General features: G+C 67.3%; 19 protein-coding genes. 5 read left to right on the forward strand and 14 right to left on the reverse strand.

The window, feature by feature from the left end; genetic code table 11:
• Positions 1-2: 2 nt before the first annotated feature.
• Positions 3-1373, reverse strand: a complete 1371-nt coding sequence (gene hemN / locus L107_RS12190) for an oxygen-independent coproporphyrinogen III oxidase (protein WP_159819165.1) — start codon at positions 1371-1373, stop codon at positions 3-5.
• Positions 1374-1431: 58 nt separating this feature from the next.
• Complete coding sequence (locus L107_RS12195; protein WP_159819167.1) at positions 1432-2121, reverse strand: biliverdin-producing heme oxygenase; 690 nt, start codon at positions 2119-2121, stop codon at positions 1432-1434.
• A 115-nt stretch (positions 2122-2236) separates the two neighbouring features.
• On the opposite strand from L107_RS12195, the gene L107_RS12200 reads away from it, so the two are divergent.
• Together L107_RS12200 and L107_RS12205 are read left to right on the forward strand one after the other, a co-directional pair.
• On the forward strand, positions 2237-2662 hold the full coding sequence (locus L107_RS12200; RefSeq protein ID WP_159819169.1) for a hypothetical protein: 426 nt from the start codon (positions 2237-2239) through the stop codon (positions 2660-2662).
• Between the two features lie 295 nt (positions 2663-2957).
• Complete coding sequence (locus tag L107_RS12205; protein ID WP_255451617.1) at positions 2958-3890, forward strand: L-lactate dehydrogenase; 933 nt, start codon at positions 2958-2960, stop codon at positions 3888-3890.
• 87 nt (positions 3891-3977) lie between these two features.
• Here the strand turns inward: L107_RS12205 and cpcA are convergent, their stop codons facing one another.
• From cpcA to acsF, 9 genes are all read right to left on the reverse strand, one after another.
• Positions 3978-4469, reverse strand: a complete 492-nt coding sequence (cpcA, locus tag L107_RS12210; protein ID WP_159819171.1) for a phycocyanin subunit alpha — start codon at positions 4467-4469, stop codon at positions 3978-3980.
• Between the two features lie 38 nt (positions 4470-4507).
• Positions 4508-5029: a phycocyanin subunit beta gene (locus L107_RS12215; protein ID WP_106222827.1), complete on the reverse strand. Its 522-nt coding sequence runs from the start codon at positions 5027-5029 to the stop codon at positions 4508-4510.
• 327 nt (positions 5030-5356) lie between these two features.
• Entirely contained in the window at positions 5357-7045 is a 1689-nt protein-coding gene (locus tag L107_RS12220) for a cysteine desulfurase (protein WP_159819173.1), read from the reverse strand.
• Positions 7032-7961 (reverse strand): family 2A encapsulin nanocompartment shell protein, encoded by a 930-nt coding sequence (locus L107_RS12225; protein WP_015108669.1) that lies wholly within the window; start codon positions 7959-7961, stop codon positions 7032-7034. Before L107_RS12225 ends, L107_RS12220 begins: the two co-directional genes overlap by 14 nt.
• A gap of 148 nt (positions 7962-8109) precedes the next feature.
• Positions 8110-8964, reverse strand: a complete 855-nt coding sequence (gene epsC, locus L107_RS12230; RefSeq protein ID WP_236550666.1) for a serine O-acetyltransferase EpsC — start codon at positions 8962-8964, stop codon at positions 8110-8112.
• A 151-nt stretch (positions 8965-9115) separates the two neighbouring features.
• Positions 9116-9493: a rhodanese-like domain-containing protein gene (locus L107_RS12235; RefSeq protein WP_159819175.1), complete on the reverse strand. Its 378-nt coding sequence runs from the start codon at positions 9491-9493 to the stop codon at positions 9116-9118.
• Between the two features lie 89 nt (positions 9494-9582).
• On the reverse strand, positions 9583-10596 hold the full coding sequence (gene cysK / locus L107_RS12240; RefSeq protein ID WP_159819177.1) for a cysteine synthase A: 1014 nt from the start codon (positions 10594-10596) through the stop codon (positions 9583-9585).
• Between the two features lie 108 nt (positions 10597-10704).
• Positions 10705-11394, reverse strand: coding sequence for a long-chain fatty aldehyde decarbonylase (locus L107_RS12245; RefSeq protein WP_236550667.1), 690 nt, complete (start codon positions 11392-11394; stop codon positions 10705-10707).
• A 76-nt stretch (positions 11395-11470) separates the two neighbouring features.
• Positions 11471-12523, reverse strand: a complete 1053-nt coding sequence (gene acsF, locus L107_RS12250; protein ID WP_159819179.1) for a magnesium-protoporphyrin IX monomethyl ester (oxidative) cyclase — start codon at positions 12521-12523, stop codon at positions 11471-11473.
• 145 nt (positions 12524-12668) lie between these two features.
• On the opposite strand from acsF, the gene L107_RS12255 reads away from it, so the two are divergent.
• The 3 genes from L107_RS12255 to gorA are packed head-to-tail and all read left to right on the forward strand — an operon-like array spanning position 12669 to position 14987.
• Positions 12669-12974, forward strand: coding sequence for a metalloregulator ArsR/SmtB family transcription factor (locus tag L107_RS12255; RefSeq protein ID WP_015108675.1), 306 nt, complete (start codon positions 12669-12671; stop codon positions 12972-12974).
• Positions 12952-13632 (forward strand): pentapeptide repeat-containing protein, encoded by a 681-nt coding sequence (locus tag L107_RS12260; RefSeq protein ID WP_159819181.1) that lies wholly within the window; start codon positions 12952-12954, stop codon positions 13630-13632. The genes L107_RS12255 and L107_RS12260 overlap by 23 nt, the downstream gene beginning before the upstream one ends.
• A complete protein-coding gene (gene gorA / locus L107_RS12265; RefSeq protein ID WP_159819183.1) occupies positions 13629-14987 on the forward strand; it encodes a glutathione-disulfide reductase in 1359 nt (452 codons plus the stop codon). The genes L107_RS12260 and gorA overlap by 4 nt, the downstream gene beginning before the upstream one ends.
• A 15-nt stretch (positions 14988-15002) precedes the next feature.
• On the opposite strand, the gene L107_RS12270 is transcribed toward gorA, so the two are convergent.
• The 3 genes from L107_RS12270 to cysK (L107_RS12280) form a co-directional block, all read right to left on the reverse strand.
• The gene (locus tag L107_RS12270; protein ID WP_159819185.1) at positions 15003-15284 is read right to left on the reverse strand and encodes a 2Fe-2S iron-sulfur cluster-binding protein; all 282 of its coding nucleotides are present in this window, start codon (positions 15282-15284) and stop codon (positions 15003-15005) included.
• A gap of 96 nt (positions 15285-15380) precedes the next feature.
• A complete protein-coding gene (locus tag L107_RS12275) occupies positions 15381-15815 on the reverse strand; it encodes a hypothetical protein (protein ID WP_159819187.1) in 435 nt (144 codons plus the stop codon).
• A gap of 37 nt (positions 15816-15852) precedes the next feature.
• Positions 15853-16833, reverse strand: a complete 981-nt coding sequence (gene cysK, locus L107_RS12280; protein ID WP_106222818.1) for a cysteine synthase A — start codon at positions 16831-16833, stop codon at positions 15853-15855.
• Positions 16834-16881 lie beyond the last annotated feature (48 nt).

Here is a 16881-nt window from a genome sequence, read left to right on the forward strand (position 1 = left end):
GCTCAGATCAGCCGCGAGCCGGAGGCCGCCTGGCGTTGGGAGGGGTCGAACACGGCCGCCACGGTGCGGATCAGCCAGCGGCCCGAGGTGGTGACCTCCACCAGGCCGCGGCCATCGGCCCGGCTGAGCCGCACCAGGCCGTCGTCGGCCAGGTCCTCGAGGGCGGCCCACTCGGCGGCGTAGCGGGCCGGATCGATCGCCACCCTGAACTGGCACATCACCTCGCGGATCAGCTCCCGCCGCTCCAGCACCTCCGGATCCCTCACCACCAGCCCCCGCTCCACCGGCAGCTGGCCGGCGGCGAGGCTGGCGGTATAGGCCTTGAGATCCCGATGGTTCTGGCTGAACAGCCCGGGGAACTGACTGATCGCCGTGGGCCCCACCCCCAGCAGCTCCAGGTCGCCTCCGGTGGTGTAGCCCTGGAAGTTGCGGTGCAGGCGCCCCTCTCTGGCCGCCACGGCCAGGCTGTCGCCGGAGAGGGCGTAGTGGTCCATGCCGATGGCGTCGTAGCCGCAGCCGCCCAGGAGGGCGGCGGCACTGTCCAGCATCTGCAGCCGCTGGCGCTGGCTGGGCAGATCTTCGGCGGCGATTTTCCGCTGCAGGGGCAGCTGCTCGGGCAGGTAGGCGAAGGAGAACAGGGAGACCCGGTCGGGGCGCAGCTCCTGCACCAGGGCCAGGGTGGCGTCGAACCGCTCCGGCGTCTGCAGCGGCAGACCGCAGATCAGATCGACGTTGACGCTGGCGAAGCCCGCCGCCCGCATCCAGGCCATGGCCCGGCGCAGCTGGTCCACCGGCACCACCCGGTTCACTGCACGCTGCACCAGGGGGTCGGCATCCTGGATGCCGAAGCTGATCCGGGAGAAGCCCAGCCGGCGCAGCTCCATCACATCCTCCCGGCTGAGGGCCTCCGGATTCACCTCGATCGAGGCCTCCAGGTCGCTCGCCAGATCGAAGTGGCGCTCGATCAGCTCCCAGAGGCGCTCGCGCTCGGGGATCGTCAGATAGTTGGGGGTGCCCCCGCCCCAGTGCAGCTGGGCGAGGCGTCGGCGCTGGGCGGAGTGGCGGCTGATCAGCTCCAGTTCACCGGCCAGGGCCTCCAGGTAGGGCTCCACCACCTTCGAACCGGCGCCGGTGGTGATGCGGTTGCAGCCGCAGAACCAGCAGGCGTTGCGACAGAAGGGCACATGCACGTAGAGCGACAGCGGCGCGTCGGTGGGGCGGGCCAGCTGGGCCTCCAGGTCGGCCGCACCGACGCCGCCGTGGAAGGCCGCGGCCGTGGGATAGCTCGTGTAACGGGGGACGGGCCGGTCGTGCTTGAGCAGCAGATCGATCGGGGTGGCGGGACGCGGGGAGAGGGTGGCCGCAGGGGTCATGGGGAAGGGGGTTGGGGGCGGAAGGGGTTGGAGGGGCCGATGGGCTGTGGAGGGGCGCTCAGGCGGCGAGGTCCCCCAGCTCCGCCAGCAACCGCTGGGTGTCGTGGAAGGCGATCACCGCTTCCTCGAGCAGTTCCAGCTCTTCCTCGGCGCTGAGGTCCATCCGTTCGATGGCGTCATGGAGCTCCTGCTTCAGCGCGGGGATAGGGCGCTGGAACGCCCAGAACTGCAGGGGCGGCAGGCCCTGGTCCGCAAGGATGCCGTTGGCCTGCTCGGCCAGTTGCTGGCCTCCGGAGAGATCGCCGCCGTAGCGCACGTAGACGTGGGCCATGAACCGGTGCGGGGTCTGCTGGGCCAGGCGGTGGAGATGCTCCAGCCAGATCGCGGCCGCCGCGGAAGCGGGCGTGGCCGGGACCACGGCCAGCCCGGCGATGTCCTGGCGCAGGGCCCGGCTGCGGGCCAGGTCGGCCCAGGGGAAGCCCTCGGCTCCCAGGGCGGCGGCGAGCAGGGGGCCCCGGGCCTCGATCAGGTCGTAGGCGGGGGCCAGGGCACGGATCAGGGCCGCCAGCTGGAGGGGGTGGGCCTGCCCCGCCAGCAGCGACCGGGAGAAGGCCATGCCCTCCGCCTGGTGGTGGGCGGCACCGATGCGGCCATGGAGCCGTCGCACCCGGGGGCCGAAGCCCTTGCGGGCGAGGACATCGGCGGGCCTGGCGTGGTCGGAGATGGCGACAGGGATGGCGGCGGTCATGGGGAACGGAACCGAAGGAGAGCGGGCCCGGTGGGGCACTGATGCCCACGTTATAACGGTACTGTTGTTACATGCTTCTATGGCAACAGATTCGTTGCAACCCACCCCATCCACCATGTCCTTCACCAGCGAGGCCCCGGCCGCCGCGCCCCTGCGCTCCCTCTCCTTTCTGGTGGCCCCACGGGGCCAGCTCAGTGGGGACGGCCAGCTGCGGGAGCTGATCGAGGAACGCCGCCAGCGCAAGGGCGCGGACGTGGAGCTCTGGTATCTGGATACGGAGCTGGTGGAGGAACTGCACCTGACCCAGGCCTTACAGCATTCCCCTGCGAAAGAGCAGGGCCAGGCCCGGCCCCAGGACCCCATCGAAGCGATCGTGGCCGCTGACGCCGCCGTGATCACCTGGCTGCAGCTGCGCTTCGGTGGCTGCAGCGGGACACTCGCTCTGACGACGGGCTGGCTGCAGAAGCGGGCGGGGGCACTCCCCCCCCGGGCGCCGGCCACCGACACCGCGACCAAGGGCGCTGGCGCCGAGAAGAGCTGAAGGGGGATCAGGTCGCCACGGATCAGCGGTGGCTGGCCGCGCAGAACACCCCCAGCGGTGGTCCCAGACCCGTGACAGCGACGCCCGGGGGTGTTTCTGTTGGGCTGACGGCCCGATTCCCCGGGCGGAGGCGCTGTGAACCCAACCGCAACGATCCCTTCAAGCCATCCCCAGGTCCCTGCCGCCGGTGCCTGAACTCACCCCGGCCGTCGGCGGCAGCTCCGCCGCCCCCTTCTGCAACCTGCTGCTGCCTACCGGCGCCCAGGCCCGGGGGCGCACCCTGCCCGGCCGCAAGGTGGTGATCGTGGGCTGCGGCGCCGTGGGCATGGCCTGCGCCGTGGCGATCCTGCACCGGGGCTGCCAGGAGGAGCTGGTGCTGGTGGATGTGGCCCATGACCGGCTGGAGGGGGAGGTGATGGACCTCTGCCACGGCCTGCCGTTCCTGCCCCGCACGGACCTGCGGGCCGGGAGCGTGGAGGAGGAGGGACGGGACGCCGATCTGGTGGTGATCACCGCCGGTGTGGCCCAGCAGCCGGGCCAGTCACGGCGGGAGCTGGTCGAGCGCAATGCGGCCCTGTTCCGCAGGCTCATACCGCCGATCGCGCTCCACTGCCCCCGGGCGGTGCTGCTGGTGGTGAGCAACCCGGTGGATGTGCTCACCCACATCGCCGGCCAGCTGAGCGGCTTCCCCGCCCACCGGGTGATCGGCTCGGGCACGGTGCTCGATTCGGCCCGCTTCCGCATGGCCATCAGCCGCCGGCTGGGCATCGATCCCCACGACGTCCAGGCCTGCGTGATCGGCGAGCACGGCGATTCGGAGGTGCCGCTCTGGAGCCGGGTGACGGTGGCTGGCTCTGGCCTTGTCGATGGCGGCTGGGAAGGCAGCCGCACCCTCGCGGACCCTGAGCTCCAGGAGCTGTTCCACGCCGAAGTGCGCGAGGCGGCCTACGAGATCATCCGGCTCAAGGGCAGCACCTCCTGGGCGATCGGGCTGGCCACTGCCGAGATCGTCGAGGCGGTGCTGCGCAGCAAGGACCAGATGCTCACGGTGAGCAGCCGCAGCCACGGCCACTACGGCCTGCCCGATGTCTGCCTCAGCCTGCCCACGATCGTCAACGACAGCGGCGCCGCCGCCCTGGTGCAGATGGCCCTGACGGAGAAGGAGATGGGGCAGCTGCGCGACAGCGCCGAGGTGCTGCGGGGGATGCTCGACGAGGCGGGGTTCTGAGGCGGTGGATGGTGGAGCCGTCGGCCAGAAGCGCCATCAAAAAGGGGCCCTGGCGGGGCCCCGGTGGTCGTTCCTTGGAGGAGATCTTCAGATCAGGGCGTTGATCGCGTAGTCGATGTAGTTGTTGGCGATGACGCCGGGGTCACCCGAAATGCCGTGGTTGGCCTTGATGTAGTTCAGGGCCTCCACGTACCAGGAGGGGGAGAGTTCGAAGGCGCGGTTGATTTCATCGAGACCGGCGATCAGGTACTCGTCGAGGGGGCCCGTGCCGCCGGCCACCAGGGAGTAGGTGATGTGACGCAGGTAGTAGCCGATGTCACGGGAGCACTTGGCCTTGCCGCGGGCGTCGTAGGCGTAGTTGTTGCCCTGGAGCTGCGTGGTGTAGGGGAACTTGTTGTAGACGGCCTGGGCGGCACCATTGACGAGGTCGTCAGCCTTGGCGGTGAGCGCCTTGGCGGCCTCAAGGGCATTCTTGGCGCGCTCGTAGCGACCGAAGGCGGCGTTCAGCTCGGTGTTGCTGAGGTAGCGGCCCTGGGAATCGGCGGCAGCAACGGCTTCGGTGAGGGGAGTCTTGGACATGACGGGATGAATGGCAGAGGTGAATGGATGGAAGGCCGTCAGCTGACGGCAGCGGCAGCGCGATCGAAGTAGGTGCCGATCTCGGAGGCCAGCGCGGAGCAATCCCCCTGGGTGATTCCGTTGCGGTCGAGCACCAGATCGATCGCTGCACCCTTGATCAGGCGAACGCCTTCGGCCACCGAAGCTCCGGGCACGCCCAGGGCCAGGTAGGTCTCGCGCAGACCGTTGAGGCAGCGGTCCTCAAGCACCGACGCGTCGCCGAGATAGACCGCGTAAGTGACATAGCGGAGGATGATGTCGAGGTCACGCAGGCAGGCCGCGACGCGACGGTGGGTGTAGGCATTGCCGCCTGGCGCGATCAGGGCGGGCTGTTGGGCGAACAGCTCGCGGGCGGCGTTGGTGACGAGGGTGGAGGCGCTGGACGTGATCCGATTCACGGCATCCAGACGCTTGAAACTGTCGGCGACGACGCCGGAAAGAGCATCCAGCTGGCCGGAATTGAGAAACTCGCCGCGGACATCAGCCTGGGCGATGAGTTTGGTGAAAGCGTCGTAGGTCATGACAGTGACTACTTCTCCCGATGCGGGGATGAGGTTGTTTGAAAAACGCGTACCTCTCCAGCCGAAAGATCCGGCAAGAAGGGTTCATCGCGTACAGACATTCTCGTCGCCAAGGGCCTGATATCTCTCCATTGACTTCACAAAAGGTCATCGCAATCACGGTCATTGTAGTTTCAGCCACAATGGCGAATAGGCCCTCCTGAGTTTGATCCTGAAAAGGACGGATACCGTGAGGTAGTGCTGTAGTCCTGGCCACTCCATCTTGAGTCGGCGCTGACAATGACTTGCCCGATTCTCCTGGCAGGCCGATCTGGGGGAGACGTCCGCTCAGGCAGCCAGGCGCCGCAACGCGGCCACCAGGGCATCCACGTCGGCGTGGGTGTTGTAGAGACCCAGCGTCGCCCGCACGGTGCTCTCCACGCCAAAGCGACGCAGGATCGGCTGGGCACAATGGTGGCCAGCACGCACGGCGATTCCCTCCTGGTTGAGGGCCGACCCCACCGCCTCAGGGGACTGGCCATCGAGCAGGAACGAGAGCACGCCAGCCTTGTGATCGGCACGGCCGAACAACTGAAGTCCTGGAATGGCTAGCAGCAGGGGCGTCGCATAGGCCAGAAGGTCCTGCTCGGCACGATCGATCGCGTGCATGCCGATCCGCTCCACGTACTCCAGGGCCGTGGCCAGACCCACGGCGTCAGCGATGTTGCCGGTACCGGCCTCAAAGCGCTGGGGCGGGTCCTGGTAGAGGGTGCGCTCGAAGGTGACGTCGCGGATCATGTTGCCGCCCCCCTGCCAGGGGGGCATGGACTGCAGCAGATCGCGCTTGCCGTAAAGGACGCCGATGCCGGTGGGCCCGTAGATCTTGTGGCCGGAGAACACATAGAAATCCACATCCAGGGCCTGGACGTCCACCGGGATGTGGGCAATCCCCTGGGCCCCGTCCAGCAGAACACGGGCCCCGTACCGGTGAGCGATCCGGATCATCTCCTCCGCAGGAGGGATCGTGCCGAGGGCATTGGACACCTGGGTGAAGGCCGCCAGCTTCGTGCGTGCGTTGAAGAGACGTTCGTAGGCCTCCAGGATCACCTGACCGCTGTCATCCACCGGGGCCACCCGCAGACGGGCACCCTTCTCGTGGGCCAGCTGCTGCCAGGGCACGATGTTGGCGTGGTGCTCGAGATGGGTGAGCACGATCTCATCGCCCGGCTCGATGGTGTGCCGACCCCAGGACTGCGCAACCAGGTTGATGGCCTCGGTGGTGCCCCTGAGGAAGACGATCTCCTCGCTGCTGGCCGCGTGCAGAAAGCGGGCACAGGTGGCGCGCGCCTGCTCATAGGCCTCGGTGGCGCGGGCCGCCAGCTCATGGGCCGCCCGGTGGATGTTGGAGTTTTCGCTGCGGTAGAAACGCTCCAGGCGTTGGATCACCGCCAGAGGCTTCTGGGTGGTGGCGCCATTGTCGAGCCAGACGAGCGAACGGCCGTGGATGCGCTCCTGCAGGATGGGGAAGTCGCGCCGCAGGTAGGCCGGATCAAGGGGTTGGGCCGTATGGGAAGCCTGCGGGGTGAACTCCAGGGGCGAGAACTCCACCGGTGCCCCGGCCATGACCTCGGGTTTGGGGACCTCCGAGGTGGGGAGGCGAGAGGGGAATGGGGCGCGCTCAGCGACGAAGTAGGGCAGGTCCATCGCCACGGGGAACTGGCTGATCACCCCCTGCAAGGAAGGGAAGGCAGGGGGAATCTCAATGGCGAGGGGGGTGCGTGCATGGGGATCCGCCCATTCCGACGCCCCGGAAGAAAGATGGGTCGCGGAAACGTCATCGCGCAGTTGACGATCCACATCGAGATCGGCTCCTCCCGAAGCGGCGGGGACCTGGACCACGGACTCCACGGGTGGGGATGGATGGCCAGAAAGCTGGGCCTGGATCAGGCTGGCCAGACGCTCCAGCTCCAGCTCGCTGGGGAAACCGTGGGGAAGGGCCGCCGCGTCACTGCCCCCGCGGTGATCAGCGGTAGTCATGCTGGTAGTGATGGAATTTGTCCACTTCAACGTTTTCGAGTACGGCGATGGCGTCTTCGGTGAGAACGGCCAGTGAGCAGTAGAGAGAGATCAGGTAGGAGGCGATCGCCTTGCGTCCGATACCCATGAACTTCACCGACAGCCCCATGCCCTGTTCGCCGGGAAGGCCTGGCTGGTAGAGGCCCACCACCCCCTGTCGCGCTTCACCGGTGCGCAACAGCAGAATGCTGCTGCGACCCGCCTCGATCTTCAGCTTGTCGCTGGGAATGATCGGCAGGCCCCTCCAGGTGATGAAGGGTGAGCCGTAGAGGGTGACCGTCGCCGGAGGAACACCGCGACGGGTGCATTCCCGGCCGAAGGCGGCAATGGTACGGGGGTGCGCCAGGAAGAAGGCCGGCTGCTTCCATACCTTGGTGATCAGTTGATCGAGATCATCAGGCGTGGGGACGCCACTGATGGGCTGAAGACGCTGAGAAGGAATAACATTATTGAGAAGCCCATACTCCTTGTTGTTGATCAGCTCACTTTCCTGGCGCTCCTTGATCGTTTCAATCGCCAGCCTGAGCTGCTGCTGGATCTGATCATGGGGGTTGCTGTAGAGGTCGGAGATTCGCGTATGGATATCCACCGTCGTTGTGACAGCACTGAGAAAGTACTCACGGGGCTCCTCTTCATAATCGACGAAGGTTTCGGGGAGATCGATCTCGTCTCGCTGTGAGCATGCAGTCAGAACCCGCGACTCGTCCTTGACCTTGTTGACGCGATAGATGCCGGCCTCAACCCCAACCCAGGACAGCATCGGCACCAACCAACGCGGCGAAATACCGAGCAGCTGCGGAACGGTCTTGGTGGCATTCGCCAACTGACGTGCGGCTGCATCGCCTAAAGCCAGATGGGAGGATTTGCTGGTTGCCATGGATGTTCAATCAAAAAAGCAGGACTAGAATCGACAAGTCACAGAGCCATTCATCTTGCCCTCGATCAGATCGTCAGTGATGGACGGGCACTCAGAGATTGGAGAGCAAGTCAGCACGTCTGATCAGGACAGCCACTCATGGGATCACTTAGATCCCTCCCCCCTCTCCAAAGGTCTCAGAAAGAACTTTGGCCTGGGTGATGGTGGTGCCTGGTGGGACGCTGCTTGTCAACCAGACATTCCCACCAATCGTTGATCCTTTTCCGATGGTTACCCGGCCGAGGATCGTTGCCCCGGAATAGATCACGACATCGTCTTCAACAATCGGATGGCGTGACTCGCCCTTGACAAGATGTCCATGTTCATCGACCGGGAAATGCTTGGCCCCCAAGGTGACAGCCTGATAGAGGCGCACATTCTTGCCAATGATGGACGTGCCACCGATCACAACACCTGAACCATGATCGATGAAGAAGCTGTCGCCGATGACCGCACCGGGATGAATATCCACACCCGTGGCGGAATGGGACAGCTCAGCAATGATGCGCGCCACCACTGGCGCGCCGAGGCTGTGAAGGGCATGGGCAAAGCGATGGTCGGTGATCGCCTTCATCCCTGGGTAGCAGACAAGCACCTCCTCGATACTGCTGGCGGCAGGGTCGCCTCGGAACGCCGCATGGAGGTCGGAGTCGAGCTGGGAACGGATGCGCGGAAGCTGATGGGCAAAAGCGACAACAATCTCCGTAGCCTGCTGATCAATGGTCGGATCCTGCCTGCCGTCATGGGGCAAGGATCGACGGGCCTCGATCTCAATGCGGACCTGATGACGGAGCTCCCGAAGGCAGGTGTCGAGCGTATGGCCAACGAAAAAGTCGGTGGCCGACGACGAGCTTGGGACACCCATCAGATCGGGTTCCGGCAACCCCAGGCGGTGGGGATAAAGGGAGGCTCTCAGGCCCACCAGCACCCGTTTCAGCGCCTGGGTTGAAGGCAGGGGAACCATGGTGTTCGGATGTTGCCAGAGGAGTGGAGACTGGACCCGAAGTTCCCGGAGAGAATCGACAATTCCGGCAAGGTTCAAGCCATGATCCCCCATACCTTCAGGCCCATCGAGGAGAGATTCGGAGTGTCGGCGTGGCACAGAGGTGATCACGTCAGCATCCCGCCGAGACCGGACGTACCAATGGATCCGGCCAGTCGCGCAGTCCCGTCTGCAACGAAGCCACGGTTGTGTAGGCGAGGCCTTGAAGTTCAAGGACTGCGAGGGCGCTTCGATTGCCACCGGCACAGACCACCACCACGGGATGGGAACGATCCTTGAGGATCTTCGGGACCTGCTGGGAAAGGATTGAAGCTCTCACATTGATGGCACCTGGAATATGTCCAGCCTCAAACTCCTCTGGCTCACGGACATCAATCACTGTGGCCCCATCAGCCATCAGGCTCTTCAGAACATTGGCATCGACCTCCCGGATCTGCGACCGCGCCGCCTCTGCTCTCTGAAGGAAATTCGAGCCGTGCAGAAGAGACATGGGGCCGCTCCGTCGTCTCAGGATCATCCCTCGATTGGTGTGCCTGACAACGTAGTTTCAGCCACATCGAGGGGTACCTGCGACTTCAATCAAAGCGCCAGGCCGTGCTCATTGAAGAGACCTTCGAAGAGCGCTGAACTGAGATAGCGCTCGCCGGAATCCGGCAGCACCACGACGATCGTCCGGCCGGCAAAGGCCTCCTCATGGGCCAGTCGCACCGCCGCTGCCGCGGCAGCACCGCTGGAGATGCCGGAAAGGATCCCCTCCTCGCGGGTGAGGCGCCGTGCAAAGGCCACCGCTTCCGCACTGCTGACCTGTTCGACCCGGTCGACCAGATCGAGATGCAGATTGGCGGGAACGAATCCGGCCCCGATCCCCTGAATCTTGTGGGGCCCAGGTTGAAGCGGCTCACCAGCCAGGGCCTGACTGATCACCGGGCTCTCCACCGGCTCCACGGCCACCGACACCAGGGGCTCGCCGAGCGTTCGCTTGATGTACTGGCTGACGCCGGTGATCGTGCCGCCGGTGCCAACCCCCGCCACCAGTGCCGCCACGCGACCACCGGTGGAGGCCCAGATCTCCGGTCCCGTGGTGTCGTGGTGAATGCGTGGGTTGGCTGCATTGGCGAACTGCTGCAGCAGCACATAACGATGGGGATCGGAAGCAGCGATCTCCTGGGCCCGGGCGATCGCACCCGCCATGCCCCGGGCACCCTCGGTGAGCACCAGCTTGGCTCCGTAGGCGATGAGGAGCTTGCGCCGCTCCAGGCTCATGGTTTCCGGCATGGTGAGGGTGAGCGGAATCCCCCGCGCCGCTGCCACGAAAGCGAGGGCGATGCCTGTGTTGCCGCTGGTGGGTTCGACGATCTCCTTTCCGGGACCGAGGAGCCCATCCTTTTCCGCCTGCCACACCATCGCCGCTCCGATCCGGCACTTCACTGAATAGGCGGGATTGCGTCCTTCGATCTTCGCGTAGACGATTCCCTTGGCTTCACCGACGACGCGATTGAGACGCACCAGCGGCGTGTGGCCGATCGTGAGGCTGTTGTCGTCAAAGGCGGGAAGGGACGCCGCCGGCGTGGCGACGAAACCAGTGGAGGTCATGACGGGGCGACCAAAAGCCAGACCTAGCCTTGAACCCCCATGCACGTCGTGGTGGCGATTACACCCCCGACAGGATCGGTCGCCCACGGGGAACGTGGCAGGCGTCGCCTAGGCCGCCGCCTGCGCCGCCCGGCCCGCCAGTTGCGCCACCAGGGCGCGGGCCTGGGACGGCGGGAAGCCCACTGTCTCGATCGCCGCCTGGAAGCAGCCCACGAATTCGCCCACCATGTCGACGGGATCGATGCCGATGGCTTTGAGGTCGTCGCGGACGCTCTGGAGCAGGGCCAGGACGATCGGCAGGGCCCGCTCAGAGCAGGCCGCGATCGGTGCGGCCACTTCCGGGAACCAGGCGGCCAGCCAGCGTCCGCCGTACTCCAGGTGTTCGGCCTCATCGGTGAGCACCGACTGGATGATCGGCGCGGCGAAGGGGTCGGCCACCGGCTGGTAGCAGCGGTAGGCGGCGACGGCGAAGCTCTCCACGATCAGGCACTGGATCACCAGGGCGCTGACGCGGTCGCCGCTGCGCACGGCCTCACGGAACAGCCGGTGCAGGGGCGCGAACAGGCGGCGCGCCAGCGGCAGATCCGGGCGGATGCCCAGCTGCCTGCCGCAGCCGGAGAAGTCGCGGGCATGGTGCCCCTCCATGGCGGCGAGCCGCATCAGGTCATCCCTGTCCTCCGGCAAGAGTCCGGCCAGCAGGCGGAAGTGGCTGTCCGCCAGGCCTTCACCCACGATCACCAGGGCGTTGATGCGGCTGTAGGCGTCGCGGTAGGCGGCGCTCAGATGGGGCTGGGGCATGGGAAAGAAAGCAAGGGAACAGAAGCTGAACGATCCACTGGCAGAGGCCGCAGGGAAAGCCGCGGGCAGCCCGGGCTCAGCCCGCCTCCGCCCGCACCATCGGCTGCCAGAACTGCCGCCAGAGCAGCCCGCCGAAGCGCAGCCGCAGGCCCAGCTGGTGCAGCGGGCCGGCCCCCTGGCGGCGGGCGGCGCCCATCTCCTGGAAGCAGGCGACGAGGCGGTCCCGCAGGGCGATGAAGCCGCCGGACTCCAGATCGAACACCCAGGGGAAGGCCCGACGGGCGGTGCGGTTGGTCTGACGCATCACCTCGGCGTCGAAGGCCTCCGGGTCCATCCCCAGGATCCGGTAGAACTCGCCGCGCTCACAGACCGTGAGGCTGTGGGTGAGAAACACCGACCACAGGAAGAAGCGACTCAGCAACTTGCCGCGCAGCCCCTGGCGCAGGGCGGGCCAGCAGCGGATCAGCATGTTGAAGATGTCGCCATGGCGGTTCTCGTCCTGGCACCAGGGTTCGAAGAAATCGAACAGGGGCGCGAAGTTGCTGTCGGGGTGGGCCTTGAGATGGCGGTCGATGAGGATGTACCGCCAGTAGCCGATCTTCTCCGACAGGAAGACGCTGTAGAGCACCCAGCTGAGGGGGAACCAGGTGATCGGCCGCTTGGTGCTGAGGCTGGGCAGGTCGATCTCGATGCCCTCGGCCACCAGGGCCCGGTTGAGGAAGCCGGCATGGCGGGCCTCATCCCGGGCCATCAGCTGGAACAGCCGCCCCATCTCCGGTCGCTGCTCCTGGAACAGCCGGCGCGAGAGCTCCTTGAACAGCAGGAAGCCGGAGAACTCCGACACGCAGGAGCGCACCAGGTAGCTCTCGTAGGCCTCCTTCTCCTCGGGGCTCAGGTCCCGGAGCCGATCGAGCGGTGCCTTGCGATCGAAATGGTCCCGGTTGTAGTCCGCCTCCATCTCGGCGAGCATCGCTTCGAACGCCGGCCGCTGCGGCTCCAGATCCGTGCGGGCCGCCTTGGCGATCTGGGTCGTGTAGAACCGCGGCGTCAGCAGGTCTTCCCGCAGGGGGGGCGCCGCCGGAGCGGCCCCGGCAGGGCCTGCCGGTGGGGAGGAGAGGGTGGCGGTCATCGGTGGGCGACGCGATGGCGCGTCATAACGACATCGTGATACTACGTGTTCCGGGTGACGCAGACCTGTGGTTTCACGTTTCTGTATCAACAGTCTGAGATGCAAGCGTGGTAACCTCGGCCCCACACGGGCTGCGCGGCGGTCGATGGAATCTCTGGCCGACTACTTCAAGGTGTTCTCCGAGCCCAACCGGCTCACCGTGCTCGAGACCCTGCGCCAGGGGCCCCTCAACGTCACCGCCGTCGTCGAGAAGACCGGCCTCAGCCAGGCCCTCGTGTCCAAGCACCTCAAGCTGCTCACCATCGCCGGGGTGGTGCGCCGCCGTCCCGAGGGCAGCCTGGTGTTCTATGAAGTCATCGACAAGGGCGTCTTCCAGCTCCTGGCCCAGGCCCGGAAGCTGATGCTCGCCTCCCGCCGCCAGCAACTCGATGCCCTTGCGGCCATCCTCTGACCGTTCCGCCGATCTGCCGGGCGATCTCCCCGCCGACCTGGACGCCCTCAAACGCGCCCTGGCCGCAGGCCGGCGCCAGTTCGCCGGCCTGCGGCTGGGGGATCTCGATGGCGTGGCGCTGGATCTCGGTGACTGCGACCTGAGCGGCGGCTGCTTCAAGGAAGGCCGCTTCGGTCACGCCCGGCTGGCGGGAGCGAACGTGGAGGCCGCCTGCTTCCAGCAGGCCCTGCTCTGGGGGGCCGACCTCTCCGGTCTCAAGGCATGGGGCTCCTTCTGGCACGACGCCGACCTCTCCTCGGCCCGGCTGCAGGGGGCCGATTTCGGCGGCGCCCTGATGCACCGCTGCTGCCTGCGGGGGGTGCTCGGGGCCCACAGCCGCTGGCGGGCCACCCGGCTGGTGGAGGCCGACTTCCGCGGTGGACTCGACCAGCGCACCGACCTGGGCGGAGCCGATTTCCAGGGGGCCGACCTCAGCTTCGCCCTGATGCAGGGGGCCCTGCTGCAGGGGAGTGATCTGCGCGGTGCCTGCCTCTACGGCACCAACATGGGAGGCGCCGACCTGCGCGAGGCCGATCTGAGCGGCTGCGACCTGCGGGACACCGATCTCCGGGACGCCATGCTGGAAGGCACCGTGCTCCACGACGCCCTGCTGCCATGACCGACTGCTTCGATCTGATCGTCCTCGGGGCGGGCTCCGGTGGCCTGGCCGCCGCCAAGCGGGCGGCCTCCTACGGGGCCTCCGTGGCGATCGTGGAGGGGGACCGGGTGGGGGGCACCTGTGTGATCCGCGGCTGCGTGCCCAAGAAGCTGCTGGTCTACGGCTCGGCCTACCGGCACCTGCTCGGCGATGCGGCCAGCTACGGCTGGCAGCTGGAGGGCTTCCGGCCGGACGCTTCGGTGCTGCTCGCCAACGTGCGCCGCGAGGTGGACCGGCTCAACCAGCTGCACATCAGCCTGCTGGAGAAGGCCGGCGTCCAGCTGGTGCGGGGCTGGGGCCGCTTCGCCGATCCCCACCACATCGATGTGGTCCAGGGCGCCGAGACCACCCGGCGCCTCAAGGGGGAGCGGATCCTGATCGCCGCCGGCGGCCGGCCGCACCGGCCCAGCATCCCCGGGGCCGAACTGGGCTGGGTGAGCGACGACATGTTCCTGCAGGAGCGCTTCCCGGACCGGGTGGTGGTGGTGGGCGCCGGCTTCATCGCCTGCGAATTCGCCTGCATCCTTCACGGCCTGGGGGTGGCCGTGACCCTGCTGGTGCGGGGTGACCACCTGCTGCGGGGCTTCGACCGGGAGGCCTCCGCTGCCGTGCAGGAGGCCATGGAGGCCGAAGGCATCGAGATCCGCTTCGCCCACAGCCCCGCCGCCATCACCGGCGTCCCCGGCGCCCTGGAGGTGGTCACCCAGAGCGGCGAGCTGCTGCCCTGCGGCGGCGTGCTGCTGGCCACGGGCCGCCGACCCTTCCTCGAGGGCCTGCAGCTGGAGTGCGCCGGGGTGGCCGTGGAGGGCCACCGCATCCCGGTGGATGCCGACCAGACCACCAACGTGCCCCACATCCATGCCGTCGGCGACGTGACCGACCGCATCAACCTCACCCCGGTGGCGGTGGATGAAGGCCGCGCCTTCGCCGACACGGTCTACGGAAACAAGCCCCGCCAGGTGAACCACGACCTGGTGGCCAGCGCCGTCTTCAGCCAGCCGGAACTGGCCGGGGTGGGGTTGAGCGAGGAGGCGGCGATCGAGCGCTTCGGTGCCGACGGCATCCGGGTGCACCGGGCGCGGTTCCGGCCCATGGCCCAGGCGCTGCCGGCCCGGGGCCCCCGGGTGCTGCTGAAGCTGGTCGTGGAGGCCGCCACCGACAAGGTGGTGGGCTGCCACATGGTGGGCGAGCATAGTGCCGAGATCATTCAGATGGCGGCGATCGCCATCGGCATGGGCGCCACCAAGGCCGATTTCGACCGCACCATGGCGCTGCACCCCTCGGTGGCCGAGGAGTTCGTCACCATGGCCGGCTGATCAGGACCGGGACGATCAGAGTTCGTCCTCGACCCCCGGCTGGATGGTGCAGTCGGAGAGGGGGTAGCTGACGCAGAGCAGGGCGAAGCCTTCGCCGATCTGGTCATCGTCGAGGAAGCTCTGGTCGGACTGGTCGACGCTGCCGGAGAGGATCTTGCCGGCGCAGGTGCTGCAGGCCCCGGCGCGGCAGGAGTAGGGAAGATCGATGCCCTGCTCCTCGGCCGCGTCGAGGATGTAGGTGTCGTCGGGACAGGTGAAGGATTTCCCTCCTTCCAGGCTGATCGTGAAGCTCGCCATGGTGCCGCAGGGGGACGTTCCGCCAATCCTTGGGGGAACCTCGGGCGGCGGTATGTATCGCAGCGAACAGGGTGCGCGGTCGGACACGGGCGGCGATCAGGCCCCGGGACCGCTGGAGGGATCGGCGGGAAAGCCCCAGGCCCGGCGGAGTCCCGGGTCGGACAGTTCCCAGGCATGTTCGCTGGCCACCACGGCGGCCCGCACCCCTTCCCCCGTCAGCCCCCTGGCCTCCCGGCAACGCTCCAGCAGCTGGCGGAAGCGCAGGCTCTCCTGCAGCAGCCGCTCGACCCGCTCGGCCCCCCCGGCGCTGGCAAGCATGGTCGGCTGCCGGGCGCAGAGTTCGAGGGTCTCGATGTGCTGCTCCAGCCAGGCGGCCTCGTAATGCAGCATGGCGTCGCTGCAGTCCTCGAGACGGGCGGCATAGAGGGTCAGGTGCTCCTCCAGCACGGCAGGATCCCCGGAGCGATCGACCGGGACCGGAGCGGTGCTGCGGTCATGGAGCCGCTGCATGATCTGACGCAGGTAACTCATCGGCGGTGGCCTCGCAGCACTCGAGCGGTCGGTGGGGTCAGACGGCCGCCAGGCCCCGTTCGTTGAACACCCCTTCGAACAGCACCGAACTGAGGTAGCGCTCGCCGGAGTCGGGCAGCACCACCACGATCGTGCGGCCCTCGAAGGCCGGCTCCCTGGCGAGCCGCAGGGCGGCCACCGTGGCGGCGCCGCAGGAGATGCCCGCCAGGATCCCCTCCTCCTTCATCAGGCGGCGGGCCATAGTCACCGCCTCCTCATCGCTGACGGCCTCGACCCGGTCGACCAGGCTCAGGTCGAGGTTGGCGGGAACGAAGCCGGCGCCGATGCCCTGGATCTTGTGGGGGCCGGGCCGCAGGTCCTCGCCCGCCATCGTCTGGCGGATGACGGGGCTGTTGAGCGGCTCCACCGCCACCGACACCAGCGGCTGGCCGAGGGTGGTCTTGATGTAGCGGCTGACGCCGGTGATGGTGCCGCCGGTGCCGACGCCGCAGACCAGGGCATCCACCACGCCGCCGGTGTCCGTCCAGATCTCGGGGCCGGTGGTGTCGTGGTGGATGCGGGGATTGGCCGGGTTCACGAACTGCTGCAGCATCACCCAGCGGTCCGGTTCGGACTCCGCCAGTTCCCGGGCGGCGGCGATGGCCCCCCCCATGCCCTGCCGCCCTTCGGTGAGGACCAGGTGGGCGCCGTAGGCCGTGAGCAGCTTGCGCCGCTCCAGGCTCATCGTCTCCGGCATGGTGAGGGTGAGGGGGATGCCCCGGGACGCGGCCACGAAGGCCAGGGCGATGCCGGTGTTGCCGCTGGTGGGCTCGATCAGTTCCTTGCCGGGGCCCAGTAGACCATCCTTCTCGGCCTGCCAGATCATCGCCGCGCCGATGCGGCATTTGACCGAGTAGGCCGGATTGCGGCCCTCGATCTTGGCGAGCACCCGGGCGCCGCATCCCTCCGTGACGCGATGCAGCTCCACCAGCGGGGTCTGCCCGATGCTGAGGCTGTTATCGGCGTGGATGGGGCTCATGGTGCTCCCTCTGGATCCGGTCCATGGGCACCTTAGTCAGCGCCCGAT

This window comes from Cyanobium sp. Copco_Reservoir_LC18 (assembly GCF_009834675.1).
GTDB classification, from domain to species: Bacteria; Cyanobacteriota; Cyanobacteriia; order PCC-6307; family Cyanobiaceae; genus Cyanobium; species Cyanobium minutissimum.